The organism is Bacteroides mediterraneensis (genome assembly GCF_016900355.1).
In the GTDB taxonomy this organism is placed as follows: domain Bacteria; phylum Bacteroidota; class Bacteroidia; order Bacteroidales; family Bacteroidaceae; genus Phocaeicola.
Genome location: NZ_JACJKA010000005.1, coordinates 101,408 through 127,656, shown reverse-complemented (window position 1 = coordinate 127,656; position 26,249 = coordinate 101,408). Strand labels below are relative to the sequence as shown.

The following is a 26,249-nucleotide window of genomic DNA, read 5'->3' as shown; positions in this document are numbered from 1 at the left end:
CAAAGATATTGAAGATATTTCGTTATTTTTGAAATCAGGGAATAATAAATAATCTTGAAAGACATGGAATTATCAGATTGGTTCAAGGGATTTGAAAGGGGGATAAGTTGTTTGGCACCGGAGCAAAGAGCCTCATTCTTTTCGGAATGTGCGAAGAATTGCGTAAAATGCGGAACATTACAAATCTATCAGGGGCTATATGAGAAAGCACGTGGTGATTTAGATATTTTCTTTCAGGAATCAAACAAACTGCCTGGTGTAAGAAGCGAAATTATTGAAAAAGATTCTGTTTATGATCTGTATTTTATGGAGTGTACCTGTATGCTTCATCGACAAGGATATGTTTCTACTCCATTACTTTGTGAGTGCTCTAAACAAAGCATACTATATGTTTTACATTCATTATGGAAAGAAAAGTATTTTCGGGTAACAATTTGCGAATCCATCTTACGGGGAAGTCAACATTGCAAAATACAAATTGAAACAACAAACAATGGAAATACATAATTTACTGGACATCAAATCAAGGGCAGAACTGCGTGAATGGCTTATTCAAAACCATAAAACGGAGAAAGAATGCTGGGTAGTCGTGAAACGTGGTAGACTTACTGATGACAATACTTTCTGGTATATTGATGTGTAGAAGAAGCCCTATGCTTCGGTTGGATAGACAGTACTACTAAGAAAATAGTAGATGATATAACCGCCCAGAAACTTTGTCCCAGAAAGCCGGGAAGCAATTGGTCCGAGCTTAATAAGGAAAGATGTCGTAGGATGGAAACGAATCAGAATTGATACTATCCAAATCAAAAAGAATCAGCCTGAACTTTTTGAAAGTCGCCTGAACAAATTCATAGGAAATACCCGAAAAGGGCTTCTTTACGGCGAATGGAATGATAATGGGAGATTATTAATATAGTGAAAAATAACAGAGGCCACGACCTCCACGGTCGCGGCCTCTTTCTCAAACAACCAATAAGAAATAAGAGATAATCCTTTAGGGTGTGGATTATCTGATGAACAGCAGTTCTCTATATTTAGGAAGTGTCCACATCTGGTCGTCGACAATCAGTTCAAGCTTGTCGATGTGGTAACGAATCTGTTCCAGCATCGGAGTAATCTTGTCGTGATATTCAACGGCTTTCGCACGTTCGTCGGTAATCTTGTTAGCCACTTTACGTGCTTCTACCATTGTGTCTACGTGTTCCTTGATGTAAGAAGTGTGTTCAGCAATCTTACGGATGATAGCCAGGTTCTCGGCAGACAGCTTTTCAGCTTCTTCTGCAGGGAAGATTTGTTTCATCTTGTAGACATTGTCAATCAGCTTGCTCTGGTATTCAATGGCTACCGGAACGATGTGGTTCATTACCAAGTCGCCCAATACACGGGCTTCAATCTGGATTTTCTTCGTATAAGTTTCCCATTTCACTTCGTTACGGGCTTCCAGTTCCTTACGTGTCATGACACCTGCTGATTCGAACATGCGTACACTGTCTTCAGTCAGGTACTGGTCGAAGATAACCGGACAGCTGGTTTCGCAGTCCAAACCACGACGGGCAGCTTCTGCTTTCCATTCGTCGCTGTAACCGTTGCCGTCGAAGCGGATAGGCTTGCTCAGTTTGATGTATTTGCGTACTACCTGAATGATGGCAGAAATCTTCGGTTCACCCTTTTCAATCAGTTCGTCTACTTCTTTCTTGAATTCAGTGAGCTGTTCAGCTACGGCTGTATTCAGGGCAATCATTGCGCTGGCGCAGTTGGCTTCTGAACCTACGGCACGGAATTCGAAACGGTTACCTGTGAAGGCGAATGGAGAAGTACGGTTACGGTCGGTGTTATCGATCAACAGTTCCGGAATCTGCGGAATGTCAAGTTTCATACCGTGTTTGCCGCCCAGAGAAATCAATTCGTCGGTTGCACTTTCTTCCATGTGGTCAAGCACTTTGCTCAACTGGCTTCCCAGGAATGAAGAGATGATGGCGGGAGGTGCTTCGTTGGCTCCCAGACGGTGTGCGTTGGTAGCGCTCATGATAGAGGCTTTCAACAAACCGTTGTGACGATATACAGCCATCAATGTGTTGACGATGAAGGTGATGAAGCGGAGGTTTTCTTCCGGAGTCTTGCCCGGAGCCATCAGTAGTGTACCGGTATCTGTACCGAGTGACCAGTTGTTGTGCTTACCGGAACCGTTGACACCTTTGAACGGTTTTTCGTGCAACAGCACACGGAATCCGTGAGTACGTGCCACTTTACGCATCAGTGACATGATCAACATGTTGTGGTCTACGGCCAAGTTACATTCTTCGAAGATAGGAGCCAATTCAAACTGGTTCGGAGCTACCTCATTGTGGCGTGTCTTTACCGGAATACCCAGTTCAAGAGCTTGGATTTCAAGGTCTTTCATGAAAGCAGCTACACGAGTCGGGATGGCACCGAAATAGTGGTCTTCCAACTGTTGGTTCTTAGATGCTTCGTGACCCATCAAAGTACGTCCTGTCAGCAACAGGTCCGGACGTGCAGCATACAGGCCTTCGTCTACCAGGAAGTATTCCTGTTCCCATCCTAAGTAAGCCATAACTTTCTTCACATTCGGATCGAAATAGTGGCATACGTCTACGGCTGCTTTGTTGACTGCGCGGAGAGCTTTCAGCAACGGTGCTTTGTAGTCAAGTGATTCACCGGTATAAGCGATGAAGATAGTCGGGATACACAAAGTGTCGTCTACCACGAACACAGGTGATGAAGGATCCCATGCACTGTAACCACGAGCTTCGAAGGTGTTACGGATACCACCGTTCGGGAAAGAAGAAGCATCCGGTTCCTGCTGCACGAGCAGTTTTCCGGAGAATTCTTCCATCATGCCACCCTTTCCGTCGTGTTCTACAAATGCGTCGTGCTTCTCAGCAGTACCTTCCGTCAGCGGCTGGAACCAGTGAGTATAATGGGTGGCACCCAGTTCGCTGGCCCAACGTTTCATACCTTCAGCTACCGCATCGGCAATCTGGCGGTCAAGAGCCGCTCCGTTGTCCATTGCATCGATGAGCCGAGCAAATACCGTAGAAGGAAGGTATTTGAACATTTTTTCTCTGTTGAATACGTATTTGCCAAAGTATTCTCCCGGTCTTTCTTTAGGAGCAGGTACTTCCAGCGGTTTTGCCTGGAAGGCCTTTTCTACTACTCTGAATCTTAATGTTGACATTTTACTGTAAATTTTTATTGGTTATTTATTAGTTAGTAGTGAATGTTAATTTTAATGGTTATAAGCGGATTCTCCATGTTCGTAGATATCCAATCCTTCTTCCTCTACCCGTTTGTCTACCCGGATGCCTATCATCCTGTCTGTGACCTTGAACAGCAGATAAGTCATGACTGCGCTGAATACGATGGAAATCAAGGTAGCTGCCACTTGTATCCACAGCTGGTGCCAGTCACCGTAAAGGGCTCCTTCCGCCCCTTCTTTGCCTGTAATGAAACGGGTGGCGAAGACACCGGTCAGGATAGAACCGATGATACCGCCCACTCCGTGCACACCGAAAGCATCGAGAGTGTCATCGTATTTCAGCTTTGGCTTGATGACGGCTACCATGTAGAAACAGACTATCGGGGTTATCAGTCCGATGAAGAAGGCTCCCAGAATACCGGTGCTTCCGGCAGCGGGTGTGATGGCTACCAGTCCTGATACTGCACCCGTACAGGCACCTACGGTAGTCGGCTTCTTGTTGTAAATCCAGTCGATAGCCATCCAGGTAAGCGCAGCCACACAGGTAGCCAGGTGTGTCACCAGAAAGGCATTGGCGGCGATACCGTCGGCACAAAGGCCGCTTCCGGCATTGAAGCCAAACCATCCCAGCCACAGAAAGGCGGTTCCCATAAAGACGAAGGTGATGTTGTGCGGAGCCATGGGATGTCCAATCTTATAATCGCGCCGTTTCCCTATCAGTATGGCCATGACCAGGGCTGCGATGCCGGCATTGATGTGTACCACGGTTCCACCGGCAAAGTCGATGGCACCCATCTGCTGGAGAAAACCTCCTCCCCATACCCAGTGGGCCATCGGTATGTACACCAGGATGCTCCAAAGCACTGTAAACATCAGGAAACCGGCAAACTTGACCCGTTCCGCAAAAGCTCCCAGAATCAAGGCGGGAGTAATGACGGCAAACATACACTGGAAGAGTACGAACATCAGTTCCGGAATCCGGCCTGTAGTCAGGCTGGAAGTAGTGATTCCTTGCAGGAAGAGCTTGTCGAAACCACCGATGAAATGTCTCCAGACGCTGTCAGTCTCCATCAGGCTGCTGCCAAATACGAAACTGTAGCCGAACGCTACCCAGAGTATGCTGACTGCTCCTACGATGAGCAGACTCTGCATGATGATGCTCAAGACATTTTTCTGTCTGACCAGTCCGCCATAGAACAAGGCAATGCCCGGAATAGTCATCAATAGAACGAGCAGGGTGGCCACGATTATCCAGGCCGTATTCCCTGAATCCAGTATCATAGTTGTATCCATATATCAATTCGTTTTAGTTGTAAATGTATTGTATAGTAGCTTGTAAAACTTTTATTTCTCCTGTTCGGCATTGTAGAGGGCGATGTCGCCCCGTTCTCCGGTGCGGATGCGGATGGAGTCTTCCACGGGGATGATAAAGATACGTCCGTCACCGATTTCACCGGTATAGGCTGATTTCAGAATGGCCTGTACGGTTTTTTCCACATTCTTTTCCCGCACTACGATGGAAATCAGGATACGTTCAATGGAACTGGTGTCGTATACCACCCCACGATAGATACGTCCTTCACGGGTTTTCCCAATACCTCTTACTTCATAGTAGGAGAACCATTCGATGTCGGCGGCCAAAAGTGCCTCCTTTACTTCCTCGAATTTAGTCCTACGGATGATTGCTTCAATTTTCTTCATAATAACGTTGTATTTGTATTTTGTATTGTTGTTTCTTGTTATCCTGTAATAATCTCTTTTACCTTACTTATTGCTAATACCTATCTCTATTTATGTTTCTATAATTAAAAACTGAGTCCAAATACAAAATAGGCGCCTTCTGTAGCCGGATTCCAGATGGCCTGGGCAAATACCGGAAGTGAGAAGGAATCGGTAAATTTAATCTCTTTTGTGGCTTTCAGACTGATGTGGGATACCTCAAATCCTGTAGCTCCATTGTTGTAGAAGCTGGTTTCCCATGGAGTGGCGCCAATTTCGGCCGACCAGTCCAGACCTCCCAGTCTGAAGGGAGCTGCCACACTGAAGTAGGATGAATATGCACGGTCGCCATTGGCTTTCACTCCGTCTGCTCCTGCAAAGTTGGTGTACCAGTTGACCGCTACTACTCCAAAATCATAACCTACCTGTGCCTCGAAAACGTGTGCTGTGTTGTGTGCGCCATAGTGGAAGTACTGCGGACCATTGTTGAACCAGTAATCTGTGACCGATACGCTGAATCCTCCGGTGCTGTACCCCAAAGTCAAATCAAATTCTTTGGTGTCGTCTTTGTCAATACCTACAGATCCCCATCCTGAAAGAGAAAACCCTTTGTAGGACACGGAGGCAGAAGGTTGAATGCTGACATTCCCCAAGTCTTGTCCACGCCAGATATATCCACTAACGAGATCAGCTCCGACGCTGGTTTCTACTTTGTCTTGCGCCATTGAAATGGCTGGAGTGCTTGCCAATGCGAGCAATACGACTCCGGTGAGATACATTCTTTTCATTTGCTTTCGTGTTTTTAGTTAATGTTGTTGTTTGTTATCTCTTCTTTTGGTGTTGTCTTTTTGTTTTGTCTTTTGCTGTTTTGCTTTCTTTTTGTCTTTCGATATGCAAATGTACTTCCTTTTAGATATATATTTGAATAAATCACTCTCTTTTTTGTATTATATTTTAACTGCTATCGGTTTGTTCGATTTTTCATTGAATATTATTTCAAATTGAAATGTTTTTCATGTGTTTTTGTTACACTTGTTTAGTTCCGCTGAAAAATTTTCAGTTAAAAGGCTTGTTTTGGAGGTGCTTTGAGTATGAGAAACGATATTGACGTTTATATTTTCAGTACATTTGTGTCATATTTTAATTCCGATTTGTATGCATCCAGCTATATATTTGTTCAATCCTGACTACGATATGGCAATGGCCAACTTTACTCCGTATTATAAGGCACCGGCAGAGATTATCCGTATGGCTGCCGATTTGTCAGTGCTTCCGGTATGGTTTGCGGATGAAGGGTGTGGAGTGAAAGTGGATTGTCTGAAACAAGTGGAATTGTTTCGTCAGCAGTTGGGGGAGGTGTGCCGAGAAGAAGAGGGGCGGAAGATGTTGACTCGTGTGTTGTCTGCGGTAAACTGGACTGATGATTGGCAGTCCGCACGTTATCGCCCTTGGGGGTGGACGCCCTGTCTGATTCACCTGTTGCGTCAAGAAGGAGTGGAGGAGTCGTTGCTGCCATCGAAGGAGAAGATGCAGCAGCTCCGGTATCTTTCTTCCAGGCAGTGTTGTCTGGAAATTCTTCCGGCATTCTCCGGATGGGATGGAATCTGTGGGGAGATGAAAGCTTGCAGTCATCTTTCGGAGGTGGAGCTTTTTATACAGGAAAGGCGACAGGTGATTCTGAAAGCTCCCTGGTCAGGAAGTGGAAGAGGGCTCTGGAAAGTTTCAGCGGAGAGCTGGAATATGCAGCTGGCCGGATGGGCATCCCGAATAATGAAGGTTCAGGGGGTGTTGATGGCAGAACCTATTTACGATAAGGTGGCAGATTTTGCCATGGAATTCTTTTCGGATGAGAGAGGGGATGTCCGCTTTGTAGGCTATTCTTATTTTGATACCGATGTACATGGTAATTATAAGGCCAATCGCCTGTGGAGTAATGAGGCCATAGAAACTGTCCTGGCCTGTTCTGTATCTTCCGATTTATTACACCGGCTGAGGGAGCGTCTGGAAGAGGTGTTGAAAAAAGTCTTGGACGGGAATTATCAAGGTTATCTGGGAGTGGACATGATGGTCTGCCGTATGGAGGACGGTTTCCGGATTCATCCGTGTGTAGAGGTGAATCTGCGTATGAACATGGGGGTACTTTCTCGGATATTGTATGACAGGCATGTACATTCTTTGTCTGAAGGGGAGTACGTGGTTGAACATTATATGCACAACGGGGAGGCACTTGCATTTCATCAGAGAATGATAGAACTCTATCCATTGGAATGGAAGGAGGGAAAAATGGTAAACGGATATTTACCCTTGACTCCTGTGCAGGAAGGTACCCGTTTCCAGGCTTATTTACAAGTCCGTTGGAAGAATTAGTGCATAAAAAAAGTCCGGAAGGCGACTTCCGGACTTTTCTATTTCTTAAGGAAAGAGAATTAGAAGAAGAGATAACGTTTGTCTTCTACTTTTGCTTTCTGATACAAGTCATTGATCAGCTGGCTTCCTACGATACGTACGGCCATGTTGTTCAAAGTAGCTTCTTCTTGTTTGGCATCAAACTTTTCGGTTCCTTTATTTTTGGCATATACTTGAATCATGTATACTCCAGCATTACCCTTGATAGGAGCACTTACTTTGTTAACTGCAGTCTTAGCAGCAACGGCACCGATTACCGGTTCGCTGGCACGTGTCACTGAAATATAAGCAGGTGCGCTGAAAGTAACATGTTTTACAGAATCACTTACGGCATCTTTCATTCCTTTTACTTGAGCGATAGAATTGTATTTCTTCATATCTGCCATAATCTGGTCTGCTTTCTTATCGCGGCGAATTTCGTTCTTCAGCATTTCTGCTACAGAATTGAGGTCACGATAGCCTGCTTCGTGAATCTTGTCGAGAGCCACTACCATCAGATGGTCGTTTTCACCGCATTCATACAGCGGAGAAACTTCACCCGGTTTTGCAGCGAAAATCCATTTCAAAGTTTCACGGGTAGAACGTACACCACCTACATAGTGTTCTGCGCTGGAAAGGTCTGTGCGCGGAGTCAGGGTATAACCGCTTTCTTCTGCGTTCTTGACCATTGAATCGATGGTTGTATTTTGTGCTACAAACTGGCTGAATTTATTGTAAGCTGCGTTGTAGGTTTCTTTGCTGAATTCAACCGGTCGTTTTACGACAGCCACTTTATATTTGGTTTGCATGCCTTTTTTGTTCATTACCTGCAGAATCAGGTTGGCCTGTCCTACGTTTAAGTTGGTCAGTTCGTTTACAGGCTGGTTGAGCAATGCATTGATGAACTTGCTGTTGTCTGCATCCAGTTCTGCACCTTCCCAGCTTTGTGAATTTACCCAGCTTGCTTCGCCGGTTTGTCCGTAGATTTTGGCGATTGCAGCAAAGTCTGCTCCACCTTTCAGTGCATTGTAGATACTATCAGCCAGTGTCTTGGTCTTTTCTTCTGTATCGGCATATACCTGAATCTGACGGAACTGGATAGAGTCAGGAGAAGAAACTTTAGCCAAAACTTTGAAGGCATTGTAAGAGTCGTCAGTCTGATTGTAATAAGGACCGTATACTTCGTTTACTCCTGTAGAGTCAAGGCGTGCAGCTACATCAGCCGGGAATACCGTTTTGTTGACCGGAACGTCTGAATAGTTGACTGAAGAACCGGTAGAACGGATGAAAGTACCGAAATCGGAGTCAGTCTTGGCCAGCTGGTTGCTGTATTCGGTCACTTCCTTTTCTACAGCCTTGCGGTCTGCATCCGACGGAACTACTTTTACGTCAATGTAACGGATGTCACGGGTTTCAACCAGTTGCTTGAACTGTTCTTTCTTTTCGTTGTAGCGGTCTTTGATTTCGCTGTCGGATACCTGAATGGTAGAATCACTGATAGAGCTGTAAGGAACTCCTGCCAACAGCAAGTCGCTCTGTTCTGTACGTGATTTGAAAGCATCTTCGGCAGAAACCGGGTTTGAAATCAATGATTTGGTAACCAGGTTCTGGTATTTCTGAGCCAGTGTGCTTTCAGCTAAAGTTTTTTCTACAAATTTCCAGAAAGCACCCATCTTCTGGTAGTATTCTACATACTGGGCCGGCATCTTGCTGGCGTCCATGTTCGCATAATCTACCAGGAATTTTTTCAACATATCTTTGTCGAACATGCCTGTCTGCGGGTTGCGGAATGGAGTCTGCATCAGCAACGGGTGAGTTCCTTGGTCAATGATGGCCTGGATTTCAGCATCTGTCACCTTCAAGCCCAACTTCTTAGCCTGTTCAGCAATCAGTTTATTGTTGACATAGCTTTGCCATACCTGATCCTTGACGTTGTTCAGCTGATCTTCTGTCAGCGAGTTCAGTCCGTTGGTCAGTTTAATTACTTCGCTAAGCTCGTCAACCATCTTTTGATAATCTTGTGCACTGAGAACTTCCCCGTTCACTTCTCCTACGTCTTGTTTACCTTGATGCGGCTGGAGCACTTTCCATGCGTCTCCCGCGATGAATGCAAAAAGGGCAAGACCGATTACGATGACCAATAAAGGTCCTTTGCTTCGAATTTTTTGTAAAGTTGCCATTTAAAGTTATTATTTTTTTGTTTATTGTTTTTATATTTCCGCTATTAGCGCACGAAGATACAAAAAATACCGTTTAGTCACTATTTTCTTTCAAAAAAATGCTCATTTCTGTGCAATCAGTTTCACCAGTTCAATTCGGTTGGCACTGACTTTGATGATTTTGAAGGTGAATCCTTCTATCTGAATGATTTCGTTTACTTTTGGAATACTCTGACATTCGTTGAGAATCAGTCCACCGATGGTCTGGTAATCTTCACTTTCCGGAAGATTCAGGTTGAATGTTTCATTGGCTTTTTCGATATCCATTCTGCCCGAAAAGATGTATTCGTTCTCCGAAATCTGTTTAGCTACCGTAGAAGTCGTATCGTGTTCGTCTTCGATATCACCCAAAATCTCTTCAATCAAGTCTTCCAAGGCCACAATGCCCGAAACACCTCCAAACTCATCTACCACTACGGCCAATGATCTTTTCTGTTGCTTGAAGATACGCATCAGCTTATGGGCTGCCATTGTCTCCGGAACAAAAGGAATACTGCGTATGTTGTTCTGCCATTCTGTGGTGGCTTTGAACATTTCGGAGGAATGGATGTATCCGATGATGTTGTCGATGTTGTCTTTATAGACGATAATTTTGCTGATGCCGTTTTCAATGAATACTTTTTTAAGCTCATCTAATGGCGTATCCGAATCGACAGCTATAATTTCCGTACGTGGAATCATGCAATCGCGAATTTTGACGTTGGAGAAATCGAGGGCATTACGGAATATTTTAATTTCATTGTCAATTTCTTCTCCTTCTTTACCCTCTTCAATGCTGCTTTGTATGAAATAGTCCAAATCGACTTTAGTGAAGGCTTTATCCCGGTCTTCCTTGTTGGTCTTGACTCCTACAAGGTGAAGCATCCCACTGGAAAGCAAGGATGAAAAGCGGCTGATGGGGTAGAGGATGATGTAGCAGACGAAAGCGGGAAGGCTGAATGCCTTCAGGGTAGTATTGGGATTTATTTTGAATAATGTTTTGGGGATAAACTCTCCTGTGACAAGAATGATCAGGGTAGAGATAATCGTTTCTATTGATACCAGCAATGCCTGATTGGTAATAACATCTGCAAGAATGTAATGTTCAATGAGCTGGGCCATCAATATACCGTAGATGACCAAGGCGATGTTGTTTCCCACCAGCATGGTAGAAATAAAATTGTTGGAGTGCCGGTAAAATGCGGAAAGGATGTAAGACGACACGTTGTTCGTCTTCTCCATTTCGAAGCGTAATTTATTGGAAGATACAAAGGCTATTTCCATTCCTGAAAAGAAAGCGGAAAATGCCATCGATATGAGTAACTGGATAATAAGTCCCATGATGGAATGGTTTTATTGGGGAGTTCGTGTGCTGTCTGCTGGGGCAGCATTGTCTTCAACCGTAAAAATACCCGTATTGTTGTAAATCTGATATTCAGTCATCTGCTGATTGGATTCAAAGCCATATCCGGTCAGCACTTTGTCTACTTGCTCAATGCGGATAAATTTGTCGGAATAAATCTTTTCTTTGTCCTGGTCCCAGAACATCAGTTCGGTATCAAACTTATCGCCCCGTTGGCTCTGGATATGTACATGTCCACGTAACTCCCAAAGTTTTTTAGGTTCATAGTAGTATGCCGTATCGGCTTTGATACTGGCGTCTACGTGAAAAAGACTGTCGAATTTTTCCAGATAAATTCCTTTTTCAAAGGCCCAAAAGGGGGGATTCCGATGGCCGTAAATCAGCCATTCTGCAGTGATGATTTTATACCGGATCATGCCGGAATCGGAGATGAGGGTGGTAACTCCTGTGGTGCGCATATCTGGCAGTGAGTCACTTTCCTTTACGGCCGCGGCCATTTGCTGTTCCTTTTTCCCGCAGGCCGGAACAAAAAGAAACATAACAGTTGCCCATACGGCAACTGTTATGTTGATAAAGAGTCTATATATGTGCTTTTTTATTCTGGCTGGCATATATTATCTGATGGTTGTTGTTTCGCCAATCCATCCACCGATTGTGACAGAGTTACCTTTTTTCAATCCTAAGAAGAAGAGGTCTTCATCTTTCGGAGTATGTCCGGCATACGTATTGATCAGCTTTTGAGCTTCTTCAGCTACACTTGGATCTACGCTTTTTGCACGCTGCAGTTTATCGATGGCAGCGAAATAAGTACATTTGTTCAATGCAGCTTCGTCACTCCAGTTCGGGCTTGATGCGTACATCTGTGCAATCAAAATGTAAGCTTTTCCATATTTGCTATTGAAAGAAAGTGCTTTGTTGGCATATTGTTTTGCCTTGCTCAGCTGTTTCTTGCTGAACAATACTACGGCTGCACTATAGGCATAGTCTGCTTTCTTGTCTGCATCCTGTTCGAGTTCGATAGCTTGGTCAAAGTAGTCCACACTTTTGGCCATGTCGCCTTTCTTGTAGTACATGTAAGCACATCCAGCTGCTGTGGCAGCAGTCGGTTCAATGGCATGAGCAGCTTCTGAAGCAATAAAGTAAGCTTCTTCGTCTGTACATTTCAGCATTTGCATTACATTGATTACCTGTTTCAAGTATTCCAGATTGGTTTTGTTCTGGCTTACTTTCGGACCATAGATAGCCTGCAGGTTTTCGCAGCTTGCCGCACCACTGTTGATGAAGTATGCATCTACATTGTTTTTGGCTGTTTTCAGCAATTTTTTGTCTCTTTCTTTAGTGGCTGCTTTCAATGCTTCTTCTGCATAGCCAGAAGTCGTCAGGTAATCTTGAATGAACTGTTCCTTGTGGGTGTCATCTGTCTTCAATTTACGAGAGGACATATCCATCAAATCTTGGAACATGAAATAATCGGAAGCAGATTTTTCCAAGTCTACGGCTTCTTTAGTCATTTCATAAGCCTTATTCACATCAATGTTTGATCCAGAGAACATGATGTAGTCGTGAGCTTTCATTCCGAGGATGGAACCTTTAGTGGTCGGAGTTTTTACCAGTTGATTCAATCCGTCAAGGTATTTGATTCGCTGGTCATGAACGGCCATCAATTCATCCAGATACTTCTTCTGTTGTGCAGCATCTTTTGAACTGGCAATCAATGCACGTAGGATTTTTGCACCGTTTGTGTAAGTACTTACTTGAGCCAAAGGTGCTTCAGTAAATACAGCCATCCAAGGCTTGTATGCGTCCACATAGTTGTCAGTTTTTACATACTCACTGTAAATACTGATGTTTTGCAAACAGCGGAGACTGTCTTCTCCGTGTCCAAAACGAGAACCGTCTTCCACTCCTTTTTGAGCGAAAGTTGCTGTAGCACTTAAAGATAAAGCACACAGCATTGTAAACATTTTCATTTTCATCGTATGTAAGATTAGTTGTTCATTGTGTTTATTCTCATATTAATTAACTCTCCACTTCATGAACCAGTGTTCATTGAAGGTCAGACCTATTTTTAAGACAAACCGGTTTTCGGATAGCATGTTGCTCGTTGATGGTTTTGCATGGACATATTGGCCAGTGATGCTTAACACGCTGTTCCGCTGGTAAAGTCTCAACGGTAGTCCGAATCCGAAACTAACTCCGTATTCATCTGGTCCTTTTACCATATTCTGTCCGATTGGAATCTGGAGATTAGAGTTGGCATAATAGGCACCTACTCGATAGCGTATACGGCTGAGATAGTTTCTTCCGTATTCTTTGGGCAGGTATTCAGCTCCCACTGCTACTTTTGTACGGTCCTGATATAAATCAGTGCGGTTATTATATTTTACTCCGCTCCATTTCTGCAGGGTATAGTCTGCTTCTACAGTCAGATTCTTTTGGTGTTTCCAAGCTAATCCGGCCCCGTAGGTATGAGGAGTTCCATAAGAATCATCTATTCTCTGTTCATTCACGACAGAATAGTTGCTGCCATTTGTGATTTGTGTACCTTGGGTGTCATGGCTGTTGAGCACGTGCCCTAAGTTATAGGTCAATCCCAGTGTGATTTCATCTGTTTTATTGATAGGTTGAGTATACTGAAGACCGAAACTTGCATGATAAGTGCTTACCGATACGGTGTTGTAGGTAATGGTCTGGTCTCCTCCGTTACTAAGGGTGGCTGTAGTCTGATATTGAAGTTTTCCATACAGATAGCCGATGTTGGCGCCAATAGACAAGTGGTCAAACACCTTGAAACCCAGTCCTCCAAAGATCTGCTGCAAGCCTCCGTCGCCATAAAAGTTGTTGGAAATGGTAACATCGCTGCTGTTATCTATCGGTTTGGTTCGGGTAAAGTTGTATCCGACAGTAGAAAATGGAGTATATCCAATGGTCATACCCAAGCGGGGATGAAGTCTGAACTGCATGCCGATATAGTCAAAACTTGCATTTTTCGCGTTTGATTTATATTGTCCTTCCTGGAAATTCGAGCTTTTTAGTGACATACCTGCATCAAAAATAAAGGAAAGAGAGTCTACCGCCGTATAAGATGCTGGATTCATTGCGTTTATGTGTTCGTTTGTGCGGAGTGCATAGCCTACACCTCCCATAGCCGCATTGTTTGTGAAGCTCTGGTCAAACATGTCTCCTAATCCATAACGCGTGTAAGGTGAGTTTGTGCTTATCTGTGCACTCGCAATCGTAGCACTTGCTATAAAACATGAACCAACAAGTATCTTTTTACTTAACATTATAATTCAATATTCTGTTTAAACCTTTCAATACTAAAAATCTATCTGCAAAGATGATACTTTTTAAATTGGTATCAAAAGAAAATTTATCTCCTCCAGTTAAAAAAACCAAAAGGTCAGGATATTTCTTCTGCAGTAGGGTGATATAACCGATAATCTCAAATTCAATTCCTCGAATGACTCCGGCTCGGATAGCTGTTTCTGTGTCGAATCCGAATTCTGGTGTTTCCCCTTTACTTTCTATTAAAGGAAGTTTGTCGCAGCAGGCATTTAGTGTCTTGAAGCGAGTATACATGCCCGGTGAGATATTCCCTCCCCAGTAGTTACCTTCTGCATCAATAAATTCGTATGTGAGCGCTGTTCCGGCATCTACAACCAACAGGTTCTTTCCGGGGGCAAGGTAATTTGCGCCTACTACGGCTGCAAGTCGGTCCATCCCAAGTGTTTCGGGGGTCTTGTATAAGTTCCGGATAGGAATAGGGGTTTGATGGTTCAGTTCGATGACGTCAAACGGAACTCCGGCCAATTGTCGTCGTATAGTGTTGCTCAGTGTGATGACTGATGCGATAATCCCTCTTTCGATTGGATATTTGTTGCATAGCATTGACAGCCAGTCCAGCGAATGGTTCGATCCTCGTAAAACTTCCACCACTTTATCGCCTTCGAACACTGCCAGTTTTGCAACAGTATTGCCAATATCAATTACTAAATTCACCTTTGTTTGCTTTGTTTTGCTTGCAAAGTAAGATAAAATTTGGATATGTACCTCAATAAAACTGATTATTTATTTCGCGGTTATGTGAGAATCCATGTATTTTTGCATGCGAAAAAAGAATATTATGGATTATTCAGATTTCAGAAAGATGAATTTGAGGTCTGATAAGTATATTAAATTATGAAACGGAAGTGGATAGTTCTTTTATGGATTGTAGGGATGATTCAGCTGGTATTCCCTGTGGAGACTTATAGTGACATCCGGTCGGATGCAGAGTCGACTTTCCAGAATGATAGCATTCAGTTTAGTTTGTTGACGTGTGCTCCTGGTAATGAAATTTATGAACTTTTCGGTCATACGGCTATTCGTTACCAGAATTTTTCTCGGGGAATAGATTTGGTTTTTAATTATGGCATGTTCAGCTTTAATACTCCTCATTTTATATATCGTTTTGTAAAGGGAGAAACTGACTACCAACTGGGAATTATGCCTTATCCTTATTTTGAATCGGAATATGCATTGCGTGGTTCTTCTGTTTACCAGCAGGTCTTGAATCTGACTTCGTCCGAAAAGCAAACTTTATTGGGGTTGCTTCAAGAGAACTACCTCCCGGAAAACAGAACTTATCGTTATAATTATTTCTATGATAATTGTACGACTCGTGCGCGTGACCAAATAGAAAAGAGTATCCAAGGGAAAGTGATATATCCGTCGGGGGAGAGTGACAAGTCTTTCAGAGGGATTGTACATGAATTTACCGCACATTCTCCATGGGATGAGTTCGGCATTGACCTCTGTCTCGGAGCAGAGGCCGATGCGCCTATTGATAACAGAGGGCAGATGTTTGCTCCTTTTTATATGCGTCGTTTTGCCGGTGAAGCCTATATTCAGGGGGCGGATGGAAAGACTCGTCCGCTGGTGTTGCGGGAAGAGAAGATTGTAGATGTGGCCCCGGAAGTTGAACCGGCTTTTGCTCTGACACCAATGGGGGCGGGCTCGTTGTTCTTGCTTTTAAATGTATTGATTGGTTTCTGGCAGTGGAAAAAGAAACGCGTGTTCTGGGGATGGGACGTGATTCTGTACGCTGCACAAGGGATAGCGGGGTGTATTATTGCTTTCTTGTTTTTTGTTTCTTCTCATCCAACTGTAGGGTCCAATTGGCTCTTGATATTGTTCAATCCGATTCCTTTATTTTATCTTCCGTTTATGATTTATCTTGACATAAAACATAAAAAGGACCTGTATCATTTGGTGAATATGGTGTATTTAACACTTTTTATGCTGTTAATCCTGCTTTTGCCGCAAAAATTTAATTTAACAGTGTTACCTTTGGCACTCGGTTTGTTGGTAAATGCTGCAAGCCATGTATTAGTATTGAATAAGAAATAATGAAAGAACGCATACTGACATCTTTATTGACGGTATTTGTTATTACCGGCATTCAATCTCAGTCTTCTGCTCCCGTTCCGCGATTGGTGGTGGGCTTGACAATCGATCAATTGCGGGCAGATTATATTGAGGCTTTTTCTGCACTGTATGGAGAAAGAGGATTTAAACGTCTGCTCAAGGAAGGTCGTATCTATACAAATGCAGAATATGATTTCATTAATGTAGACCGCTCTTCAGCCACGGCATCTATTTATACAGGAACTACACCTTATTATAATGGGATTCCTGCGAACCGATGGATGGATCGCAATTCTTTACGGATTATAAAATCGGTAGACGACCAGAGTTTTATGGGCGTCTATACGTCAGAAAGTTCATCCGCAAAATTGTTGCATTGTTCCACGCTTTCTGATGAATTGAAGGTGGCCACTCAAGGGCAGGCAGAAGTCTATTCCATTGCACCGACGCGCGAAATGGCTATTTTGGCAGCAGGACATGCGGCCGACGGAGCCTTCTGGTTGAATGATGAAACAGGAAAATGGGCTGGTACAACTTATTATGGAGATTGTCCGGAGTGGGTGAGCAATTATAATGACAAGGAGGGACTTGATTTTCGTATCAACAGTCTTGAGTGGCTTCCTTATCTTCCAGTTACTTCGTATCAGTACGTAACTACAGAGACCAAACAATTAAGTTTTAAACATAACTTCTCAGACGAACGTCTGGATAAATATAAGAAGTTTAAAACGAGTCCGTATGTGAATGATGAGGTGAACCGTCTGGTAAATGTTTGTTTGAACAGTACACAGATGGGACAGGATGCGGCTCCAGATTTACTTACCTTATCATACTATGCAGGTAATTATGACCATAAACCTACCACAGAATATGCAATGGAAATCCAGGATATGTATGTCCGTCTGGACAATAGCCTGGGTGATTTACTCGATTTGATAGACCGTAAGGTAGGGTTGCGTAATACGTTGTTTTTCATTACCTCCACAGGATATACAGATCCGGATCCGGTAGATCCTGAGAAATATAAGATTCCCGGTGGAGAATTTCATATCAAGCGTTGCGCGGCTCTGTTGAATATGTATCTGATGGCCATTTATGGTCAGGGACAATATGTAGAAACTTATTATGACCGGCAGATTTATCTGAATCATAAGCTGATAGAAGAACGGAAACTGAACCTGGTGGAGGTGATGTCACGTTCGGCGGAGTTTATTGTGCAGATGAGTGGCGTACAGAATGCGTACTCGGCGCAGCGCCTGCTATTAGGGGCTTGGACTCCGAAAATAGATAAGATTCGTAATACTTACAATCCGAATTGTTCGGGAGATATCTATGTGGAAGTAATGCCGGGCTGGTCGGTTGTGAATGAATATTCTCAGAAAGTAGAGGTGATGCGGGCAGCTTGTGCCACAGCTCCTTTAGTTTTGATGGGATTTGATGTAAAGCCGGAAAAATTATATTCGCCGGTGAAAATCACTTCGATAGTTCCTACATTAGCTCATTTCATGCGTATACGGGCTCCTAATGCCTGTTCCGATGCTCCAATGCTTAATATTCGTAAATAAATATTGTGACAGAACGGAAAGATAATTCACAATTTGGTTATCTTTGCACCGGTGAGACCAAAAATTTTAATTAGTAAATAATAAAAAGAAATATATATAATGGGATTTAATGAATTTATAAGCAAGCTGTTCGGAAACAAGGCAACTCGTGACATGAAAGAAATCCAGCCATGGGTGGAAAAAGTAAAAGCCGCTTATCCGGAAATCTCCAAGTTGACAAATGATGAGCTTCGTGCGAAAACGGAAGAATTGAAGAAGTATATCAAAGATTCTGCCGCAGAGGAAAACAAGAAAATAGAGGACTTGAAAGCCACTATTGAGGATACAGACCTGGAAAAGCGTGAAGCTATCTTCTCTCAGATTGACAAGCTGGAGAAAGAGGTGCTGGAAAAATATGAAAAAGCACTGAATGAGGTACTCCCTACAGCATTTGCGATTGTAAAGGATACAGCCCGTCGTTTGGCTGAAAATGAGGAACTGGAAGTGACAGCTACTGATTTCGACCGTGAATTGGCGGCTCAGGGACGTGACTTCGTTCGCATTGAAGGCGATAAGGCCATCTGGAAGAATCATTGGAAAGCGGGTGGTAATGAAATGACGTGGAACATGATTCACTACGACGTGCAGTTGTTTGGTGGTGTGGTTCTGCATCAGGGTAAGATTGCCGAAATGGCGACTGGTGAAGGTAAAACCTTGGTGGCTACTCTCCCGGTATTCCTGAATGCGCTGACAGGAAATGGAGTACATGTGGTGACAGTCAACGATTACTTGGCTAAGCGTGACTCTGAATGGATGGGCCCGTTATACATGTTCCATGGTTTGAGCGTAGATTGTATTGATAAGCATCAACCTAACTCTGAAGCGCGTCGTCGTGCATATATGGCAGATATTACATTCGGTACCAACAACGAATTCGGTTTCGACTATCTGCGTGACAACATGGCGATTTCCCCGAGAGATTTGGTACAGCGTAAACATAATTATGCAATCGTCGATGAGGTCGACTCTGTATTGATTGATGATGCCCGTACGCCGTTGATTATTTCAGGTCCGGTCCCCAAAGGCGACCAGCAGTTGTTCGAAGTGCTTCGCCCGTTGGTAGAACGTCTGGTAGAAGCACAGCGTAAGTTGGCTACTCAATACTTGGCTGATGCCAAGCGTTTGATTGCTTCCGACAAGAAAGAAGATCAGGAAGCTGGATTCTTGGCTTTATTCCGCAGTCACAAAGCATTGCCGAAGAACAAGCCGTTGATTAAGTTCCTGAGTGAACCGGGTATCAAGGCTGGTATGCTGAAGACGGAAGAAATCTACATGGAGCAGAACAACAAGCGTATGCCGGAAGCGGTAGAACCGTTGTACTTCGTGATTGATGAGAAACTGAAGAGCGTAGATTTGACCGATAAGGGTGTTGATTTGATTACAGGTAACTCACAGGACCCGACCTTGTTCGTGTTGCCGGATATCGCTGCTCAGTTGTCGGAACTGGAAAATCAGAAAGGTCTTTCGGATGAAGAACGTCTGGCTAAGAAAGACGAGTTGATGACCAATTATGCGATTAAGGCTGAACGTGTGCATACCATCAATCAGTTGTTGAAGGCGTACACTATGTTCGAAAAAGATACAGATTATGTGGTAATGGACGGTCAGGTGAAGATTGTGGACGAACAGACCGGACGTATCATGGAGGGTCGTCGTTGGAGCGACGGTCTGCATCAGGCTGTGGAAGCGAAGGAAGGAGTGAAGGTGGAAGCCGCAACTCAGACATTTGCTACCATTACCTTGCAGAACTACTTCCGTATGTATCACAAGCTGTCGGGTATGACCGGTACGGCTGAAACAGAAGCTGGTGAGTTCTGGGATATCTATAAATTGGATGTCGTGGTAATTCCGACAAACCGTCCGATTGCCCGTATTGATATGAACGACCGCGTTTATAAAACCAAACGTGAGAAATATAAAGCCGTTATCGAGGAAATCGAGAAGATGGTACAGGCAGGTCGTCCGGTACTGGTAGGTACGACTTCTGTCGAAATCTCTGAAATGTTGAGCAAGATGCTGACCATGCGTAAGATTCCGCACAATGTATTGAATGCGAAACTGCACCAAAAAGAAGCGGAAATTGTAGCAAAAGCTGGTCAGAGCTCTACGGTAACCATTGCCACCAACATGGCCGGTCGTGGTACCGATATCAAGCTGAGTCCGGAAGTGAAGGCCGCTGGTGGTTTGGCCATCATTGGTACGGAACGTCACGAGTCACGTCGTGTAGACCGTCAGTTGCGTGGTCGTGCCGGACGTCAGGGAGACCCGGGATCTTCCGTATTCTTCGTGTCATTGGAAGATGACTTGATGCGTTTGTTCTCGTCCGACCGTATTGCGAAAGTCATGGATAAGCTCGGCTTCAAGGAAGGAGAGATGATTGAACACAAGATGATTTCCAACTCTATCGAGCGTGCCCAGAAGAAGGTAGAAGAAAATAACTTCGGTATCCGTAAGCGTTTGCTCGAATACGATGACGTGATGAACAAGCAGCGTACGGTAGTATATACCAAACGTCGTCACGCTTTGATGGGTGAACGTATCGGTATGGATATTGTGGACATGATTTGGGACCGTTGCTACAATGCTGTACAGCAGCCTACTTATGAAGATGCCAAGATGGAGATTCTGCAGGTATTAGCTATGGAGACTCCGTTCTCAGAAGAAGACTTCCGCTCCAAGAAGAAAGACGACCTGGCAGAAGAAACTTTCCAGAACGCGATGGCTCTCTTTAAACGGAAAACAGAACGTATGGCTCAGATTGCCAACCCGGTTATCAAGCAGGTATACGAGGCACAAGGTCGTATGTATGAAAATATCATGATTCCGATTACCGATGGCAAGCGGATGTATAATATCTCTGTTAACCTGAAGGCGGCTTATGAAAGCGAATCAAAAGAAATTGTGAAAGCATTCGAAAAAGCGATCTTGTTGCATACGATTGACGATGCATGGAAAGAAAACTTGCGTGAACTGGATGAATTGAAACATTCTGTACAGAACGCAAGCTACGAACAGAAAGATCCGCTGTTGATTTTCAAACTTGAGTCTGTGAACTTGTTCGACAACATGGTCAACAAAATCAACAACAATACGATTTCTGTATTGATGCGTGGTCAGATTCCGGTGCAGGAGCCCGAACAGGTGCGTGAGGCTGCTCCCGAACCTAAGGCTCCCCGTCAGCAGTACCGCGAAGAAAAACAGGATTTGAACGATCCGGCTCAGAGCGAGGCAGCTGGTCAGGATACACGTGAAGAGAAACAGGAACCTTATCGGGCTGAAAAAACCGTAGGTCGCAATGATCCATGTCCTTGCGGTAGCGGATTGAAATACAAGAACTGTCATGGAAAGAATGCTTGAGTAAGCATTTGAATTCCCTTAGATAGACACGTATTCTGTCGTTTTTCAGATTTTTATTTCTTAATTTAGAATAATCTGTGAAAACGATGGAATCCGTGTCTTTTTTATTTATTACTTTTGTTTCAAAACAAAAAAGTCACAGATTATGAAGAAATATATGATAGCTGGAATTGTGCTGGCAGCGACCATGTTGGTCTCTTGTGGAGGCTTGCAGTCGTTCTCTTTTGATCAGCTTCATCCGGCAGACGTCACTTTTCCTGAGCAGGTACGCACAGTAGCTATTGTCAATCATGCTCCTTCCATTCCTTCTCCTAAAAAAACGTTGCTTACGTTGGGAAAACTGGATGGGGATGGCAAGGTGCTGGCAGAAGGCTTGGCTGGCGGATTGGCTGATAGCCGATATTTTAATCAGGTTGTCATTTCAGATTCGATACTCACCCAGGAAAGGACGGGCGGAGAGTTGCTTCCTCAGGCTGTGGTAGATAGCTTGAGTCAGGTTTTAGGAGTTGATATGATTTTCTCTGTAGACCAGATACAAATCTTGACCGCAAAGAAAGAGATTTATTATCCAGGATTTGTGCCGTTGACAGCCTTTGATTTGAAAGTTCGTCCCGTGGTACGGGCTTATATACCGTCGCGTCTGATGCCTGTAATGACGTTGTCGAAAGTTGATAGTCTGATGTGGGATTTCACGCCTACTTTGTCTGATTACGATGTAGTGCATGAGGGCTCTAACCATGCGGCCTATACATTGGTCAATCTGTTAGTGCCTCATTGGCAAAATGCTGACAGAATCTATTTCGATGGTGGAAATCCGGATATGCGGGATGCAGCGGTTTGTTTGCGGGGAGGCGATTGGCAGGAGGCCGGCCGCATTTGGACGAATCTGTATGACTCCACCAAAAAAGGACGACTGAAATCACGGGCTGCCTTCAATATGGCGTTGGCTTGTGAGGTACAGGGACAAATGGAGGAGGCTAATTCTTGGATTGCAAAGGCGCAGCAAAGTGCTTCTCCCGGTTCGGAAGAGGAGCGTGCAGCAAAGTTCTATGCGACCATATTGCAGGAACTCACGAAAGATTTTCAGCGATTGAACCTGCAAATGCGCCGTTTTGGAAACAATTTCAATTAATATTTCTTGTCTGATTCATTTTTTTTTGTACATTTGAGTATAATAAATATAGCCTATGGAATTAAGTGAACAATCACGTGCTGCAATTGCTGCTGCTTTACAGGAAGCTCTTTGCCGTTATGCCACGGGAGGAGAAGAGTCTGTGGTAACAGACATTCATCTGCAACCGAATTCAGACAGCGGGGAATTGGTGATTTACGACGACGATGATCATGAGTTGTCGCGTACGATTATCAATGAATGGGTAGAGTATGAAAGCGATGACTTTTATGCCGTGGTAGAACCGATACTTCGCAAGGAAATCGAGTCTTTGAAGGAAACAGGACGACTGGATAAACTCTGTCTGATGAAACCTTATTCCTTTGTGCTGGTAGACGATGAGAAGGAGACGGTGGCAGAACTTCAGATTATCGATGAAGATGATACCTTATTATTGAGTGGCGATTTATTGAAAGGACTTGATGAAGAACTCGATGCCTTTCTAAAAGACCTGCTGGAACGCTAAATTCCGAGAAAATGGGAGAGCGAATCACATTCCGCCGCAACGAGGGGTTGCGGAGCATACATCCCCAATGGAGGGGGAATCCGACGGTCAACGGGAAATTTTTTAATCGTCAGCACCGTTGGAAGCCAGGTATGGGAAGTGTATTGAAGTGGCGTTTCTCTCCCAATCCCCAGCGGAAGGAAAAACGTACCATCAAATGGAATCCGAAAGTGAATTACCTCACCTCTTTAGAGAAAGTGGTGGGAAATTCCCTGATTTGGCTGGGGCATAATTCTTTTTTTCTACAGTTAGGCGGAAAGCGTCTGATGATTGATCCTGTGTATGGAAGTATTCCGTTTGTCAAACGCCGCAGTCAGTTTCCTGCTGACCCCTCTATTTTCCGGGAAATTGATTATTTGCTGATAAGTCATGATCATTTTGATCATCTGGACAAGCCGAGTGTAGCACGGTTGGTGGCTGATAATCCGCATATGAAATTGTTCTGCGGGTTGAATACGGGAGCGCTTATAAAAAGCTGGTTCCCGGATTTGGAAGTAATAGAAGCAGCATGGTATGATCAGTATACTGACGGGGATTTCCGACTTACTTTTCTTCCTGCACAGCATTGGAGCAAACGTGGAGTAAGCGACGGGGGAGAGCGTCTGTGGGGCTCCTTTATGATTCAGGGAGGCGGCATTACCATCTACAACAGTGGAGATACCGGATATGCTCATCATTTTGAGGAAATTGCCCGATTCTTTCCGCATATCGACTATTGCATGATTGGGATAGGAGCCTATAAGCCGCGTTGGTTCATGAAACCTAACCATATTTCTCCGTATGATGCCTTGACAGCTTCGGAAGATATGCATGCACGTGTCACGATTCCCATGCATTATGGTACGTTCGACCTTTCAGATGAACCACTGTTTGACCCGCCTCATGTATTTGCCGCTGAGGCTAAGAAACGTGGAATGTCGGTTATTATTCCTGAGTTGGGAGAAATTGTCAAGTTGCAGCCTCTTCGTTGATGGAAATCCTGTAGAAATCGATAGAAAGATGATATAACAAAAAAAGTCCGGAAACCTGCCCTCCGTCTTTCGACAGGGAACTGATTTCCGGACTTTCTATATGAGTCTGTTTTGTTCAAGTCATACATAAATCGCCGGTCATCGGCAGCGGGTTACTTCGTGTGAGTGTTTTCACTCAACATGACGTACCCCCAGATCATCGGATCTGCATTTGCAATTTTGTTTAGAATCTTTGTTACCTTTTTCATAACTGTTATCCTTTCATTTGCTTTTTGGTTAGTACCTATATATAATTCTAGTTTAGTTTTTTCCAGGTGCTCTTCGCAGAGGACCTTTCAAAATTCTATTGTTTGTTTTTGTTATCCTTAATCTTTTTATCCTTTCTCCGGTACCCTTTCGGGTTCCTTCGTTCGTTTTATTACACTGCAAAGGTAATGCCTTTTTTTTGAAAAACATGTTTTATAGCATATAATTTTATTTTCCCCTCTTTTTATTGACATAAATCAATGCTTTGATTGAAATTGACAAAATGACTTGCTAATTTGTCAGTTGGTTATAAAAAGCAGGACTTTTTGTCATATATCCTAACTATTTTACGTGGATAATTATTCTTCTATAACTTTTTAGATTGTATTTTCCGTTGTCTGTCACTTCGCATATTATGTGGATGGTTCTTCCTTTTGCTTCTTGGGGAATGGTGAGCTTGGCTATGGTTTTGTCTGTATCATTTATTTCAAGTGTTCCGTCGTAGTTTCCGGCTTCGGGCATATACCACCATTTATATGTGAGCAGGTCTCCGTCAGGATCGTAGGTGCCTGATGCATCCAGTTCAATTGTTTTTTCGACTTCGCATTTTATTGTAACTGCATTTAATCCTTTTTCCCCTTGTACAATTACTACCGGATTTCTATTTCCTTTCCCGTTCTTTGCCCACTCCATTCTGGCTGCAAAGTTATTGAATGCTGCATCGTAGAAATATTTCTCGTATTTCTGTGAGATGGTTTTGATTTCTTTTGAGCTATTGGTGTAGCAATAGGTTTCATTATCTGGAGTTTTATCCCATACAAAATATCCGCCCCATCCTATTTGGTTGGGCAGAGTAGGGTTACTCAGTCCGTTGGGGAGTACGTACAGGAAGGATGGGGTGTCTCCTTCTACTCCATATTTATTTTTAGGATACATTTCGCCCAGGTATCCATGCCCTTGTATGTGTTGGGCATATTCATTCCAGCGGCTTGCCCCTATACTGTTTTGTGAAAGCCATGCACTTTCATCCCAAATAAAGTTTATTTTATCTCCAAATTCTTTTCTTAACCAATAGTGAGAACTTAAGGTATGTTTTTCTCTATCGTTCCATGCCACATCTTGATCTGTGATGGCATAGATATAAATTTTCTTCAAAATCTTTTCCACCTCTGCTTTTCCTCTTTCTTGTTCGATTTTCCAGATAGCTTGTGCCAAGGTGTTTCCTCCTCCCCATAATCCAATGAAAAGAGGGCGGTTGTCTTTTTCATCAATTAGTGTAATTAAAAAATCACTTCCGTCGGAGTTGTTATTCTCGCCTAATATTTTGTGTCCGAATTCCAAGCTTCCCATTTTTATGCGGCTTCTTAAATATGCCGGACTTGGCCAGTAGCCTATATATTGTTTTTTAGCTTCTTCCTCAAGTGTCATGAATTCCTTCTGTTGCGAGCGTTTCATCAGATTTGTCACATCCTTTTCATACGCATTGATTACTTTATGAAGATTATTCGTCCATTCATTGGGATATTTCTTTCCGCTGCTGTTCCATCCACTATTGGTGATAAGCGCTTCTATTTCAAATAAGTCGGCATGAGAAAGTAGTCTTATCATAGATTCCATATCATCAGGTTCAACTTCCACTGGGGCAATGTCGGTCAAGACAACTAATCGGGGTTTTAGTATTTTGGTTTCCTTTGGGATACTTGCGGTCAATGGCTGATAGATAACAGAGGTGATAGCCATAAATAAAGATAGGATAAGTTTTTTTCTTTTCATGATATTTGCGTTTTTCAGATTAATACTGCAAATATACTTTTAGATAATACTTTGATTAAGTTTGTTTTTATTGATAAATAGAGTGAATACCGAGATTTTTAAGAGTTTTAACTCTTCTGGGAAGGATATAAATGAATATAGTTTTTCGTGGAAGAAAGATTATTGTTCTTCAACGACATCTTATCGCTTTTTGGGGAGTGATTCCTTATCAGATAGTGGGGTATAGCGTGTCATTTTCTTCTGGTTTTGTGGATATGATTTTCAGGTTATATAAAAAAAGAGAGCACGTCAATTGGCATGCTCTCTTTTATTTTGAAATGATGATTAT

The 26,249-nt window shown here is 43.4% G+C and carries 19 protein-coding genes; 8 read left to right on the top strand and 11 right to left on the bottom strand.

Going from position 1 to position 26,249, the window contains the following annotated elements; genetic code table 11:
* The first annotated feature begins 63 nt into the window (after positions 1 to 63).
* A complete protein-coding gene (locus tag H6A28_RS05045; RefSeq protein WP_204479185.1) occupies positions 64 to 507 on the top strand; it encodes a hypothetical protein in 444 nt (147 codons plus the stop codon).
* Between the two features lie 502 nt (positions 508 to 1,009).
* Here H6A28_RS05045 and H6A28_RS05040 read toward each other — a convergent pair.
* The 4 genes from H6A28_RS05040 to H6A28_RS05025 form a co-directional block, all read right to left on the bottom strand.
* Positions 1,010 to 3,199: a glutamine synthetase III gene (locus tag H6A28_RS05040; RefSeq protein WP_204479181.1), complete on the bottom strand. Its 2,190-nt coding sequence runs from the start codon at positions 3,197 to 3,199 to the stop codon at positions 1,010 to 1,012.
* A 51-nt stretch (positions 3,200 to 3,250) separates the two neighbouring features.
* Entirely contained in the window at positions 3,251 to 4,513 is a 1,263-nt protein-coding gene (locus H6A28_RS05035; RefSeq protein ID WP_204479169.1) for an ammonium transporter, read from the bottom strand.
* A gap of 51 nt (positions 4,514 to 4,564) precedes the next feature.
* Positions 4,565 to 4,921 (bottom strand): P-II family nitrogen regulator, encoded by a 357-nt coding sequence (locus H6A28_RS05030; RefSeq protein ID WP_148329547.1) that lies wholly within the window; start codon positions 4,919 to 4,921, stop codon positions 4,565 to 4,567.
* 104 nt (positions 4,922 to 5,025) lie between these two features.
* Positions 5,026 to 5,727: a hypothetical protein gene (locus H6A28_RS05025; RefSeq protein ID WP_204479165.1), complete on the bottom strand. Its 702-nt coding sequence runs from the start codon at positions 5,725 to 5,727 to the stop codon at positions 5,026 to 5,028.
* Positions 5,728 to 6,094: 367 nt separating this feature from the next.
* Between H6A28_RS05025 and H6A28_RS05020 the strand changes: the two genes are divergently transcribed.
* Positions 6,095 to 7,306 (top strand): hypothetical protein, encoded by a 1,212-nt coding sequence (locus tag H6A28_RS05020; RefSeq protein WP_204479161.1) that lies wholly within the window; start codon positions 6,095 to 6,097, stop codon positions 7,304 to 7,306.
* A 59-nt stretch (positions 7,307 to 7,365) separates the two neighbouring features.
* Here H6A28_RS05020 and H6A28_RS05015 read toward each other — a convergent pair whose 3' ends face one another.
* From H6A28_RS05015 to H6A28_RS04990, 6 genes are all read right to left on the bottom strand, one after another.
* On the bottom strand, positions 7,366 to 9,504 hold the full coding sequence (locus H6A28_RS05015; RefSeq protein WP_204479159.1) for a peptidylprolyl isomerase: 2,139 nt from the start codon (positions 9,502 to 9,504) through the stop codon (positions 7,366 to 7,368).
* A 102-nt stretch (positions 9,505 to 9,606) separates the two neighbouring features.
* Positions 9,607 to 10,863 carry a hemolysin family protein gene (locus tag H6A28_RS05010; protein WP_204479157.1) on the bottom strand — a complete coding sequence of 419 codons (1,257 nt, stop codon included), beginning with the start codon at positions 10,861 to 10,863 and terminating at the stop codon, positions 9,607 to 9,609.
* A 12-nt stretch (positions 10,864 to 10,875) separates the two neighbouring features.
* Positions 10,876 to 11,496 (bottom strand): LPS export ABC transporter periplasmic protein LptC, encoded by a 621-nt coding sequence (lptC, locus tag H6A28_RS05005; protein WP_204474183.1) that lies wholly within the window; start codon positions 11,494 to 11,496, stop codon positions 10,876 to 10,878.
* A gap of 3 nt (positions 11,497 to 11,499) precedes the next feature.
* Entirely contained in the window at positions 11,500 to 12,861 is a 1,362-nt protein-coding gene (locus tag H6A28_RS05000; protein WP_204474182.1) for a tetratricopeptide repeat protein, read from the bottom strand.
* Positions 12,862 to 12,900: 39 nt separating this feature from the next.
* Positions 12,901 to 14,172 (bottom strand): OmpP1/FadL family transporter, encoded by a 1,272-nt coding sequence (locus H6A28_RS04995; RefSeq protein ID WP_204474181.1) that lies wholly within the window; start codon positions 14,170 to 14,172, stop codon positions 12,901 to 12,903.
* Positions 14,162 to 14,887 carry a type III pantothenate kinase gene (locus H6A28_RS04990; protein ID WP_204474179.1) on the bottom strand — a complete coding sequence of 242 codons (726 nt, stop codon included), beginning with the start codon at positions 14,885 to 14,887 and terminating at the stop codon, positions 14,162 to 14,164. The genes H6A28_RS04995 and H6A28_RS04990 overlap by 11 nt, the downstream gene beginning before the upstream one ends.
* A gap of 180 nt (positions 14,888 to 15,067) precedes the next feature.
* On the opposite strand from H6A28_RS04990, the gene H6A28_RS04985 reads away from it, so the two are divergent.
* From H6A28_RS04985 to H6A28_RS04960, 6 genes are all read left to right on the top strand, one after another.
* Positions 15,068 to 16,276, top strand: coding sequence for a DUF4105 domain-containing protein (locus H6A28_RS04985; RefSeq protein WP_204479155.1), 1,209 nt, complete (start codon positions 15,068 to 15,070; stop codon positions 16,274 to 16,276).
* On the top strand, positions 16,276 to 17,859 hold the full coding sequence (locus H6A28_RS04980) for an alkaline phosphatase family protein (RefSeq protein WP_204479153.1): 1,584 nt from the start codon (positions 16,276 to 16,278) through the stop codon (positions 17,857 to 17,859). The genes H6A28_RS04985 and H6A28_RS04980 overlap by 1 nt, the downstream gene beginning before the upstream one ends.
* Positions 17,860 to 17,958: 99 nt before the next feature.
* On the top strand, positions 17,959 to 21,255 hold the full coding sequence (gene secA / locus H6A28_RS04975; protein WP_204479151.1) for a preprotein translocase subunit SecA: 3,297 nt from the start codon (positions 17,959 to 17,961) through the stop codon (positions 21,253 to 21,255).
* 145 nt (positions 21,256 to 21,400) lie between these two features.
* Entirely contained in the window at positions 21,401 to 22,387 is a 987-nt protein-coding gene (locus tag H6A28_RS04970; protein WP_204479149.1) for a DUF6340 family protein, read from the top strand.
* A 55-nt stretch (positions 22,388 to 22,442) separates the two neighbouring features.
* Positions 22,443 to 22,892 (top strand): hypothetical protein, encoded by a 450-nt coding sequence (locus tag H6A28_RS04965; RefSeq protein ID WP_204474170.1) that lies wholly within the window; start codon positions 22,443 to 22,445, stop codon positions 22,890 to 22,892.
* Positions 22,893 to 22,903: 11 nt separating this feature from the next.
* On the top strand, positions 22,904 to 23,902 hold the full coding sequence (locus tag H6A28_RS04960) for an MBL fold metallo-hydrolase (RefSeq protein WP_204479147.1): 999 nt from the start codon (positions 22,904 to 22,906) through the stop codon (positions 23,900 to 23,902).
* Positions 23,903 to 24,490: 588 nt separating this feature from the next.
* On the opposite strand, the gene H6A28_RS04955 is transcribed toward H6A28_RS04960, so the two are convergent.
* The gene (locus H6A28_RS04955; protein ID WP_204474166.1) at positions 24,491 to 25,921 is read right to left on the bottom strand and encodes a nucleoside hydrolase-like domain-containing protein; all 1,431 of its coding nucleotides are present in this window, start codon (positions 25,919 to 25,921) and stop codon (positions 24,491 to 24,493) included.
* Positions 25,922 to 26,249: the final 328 nt, after the last annotated feature.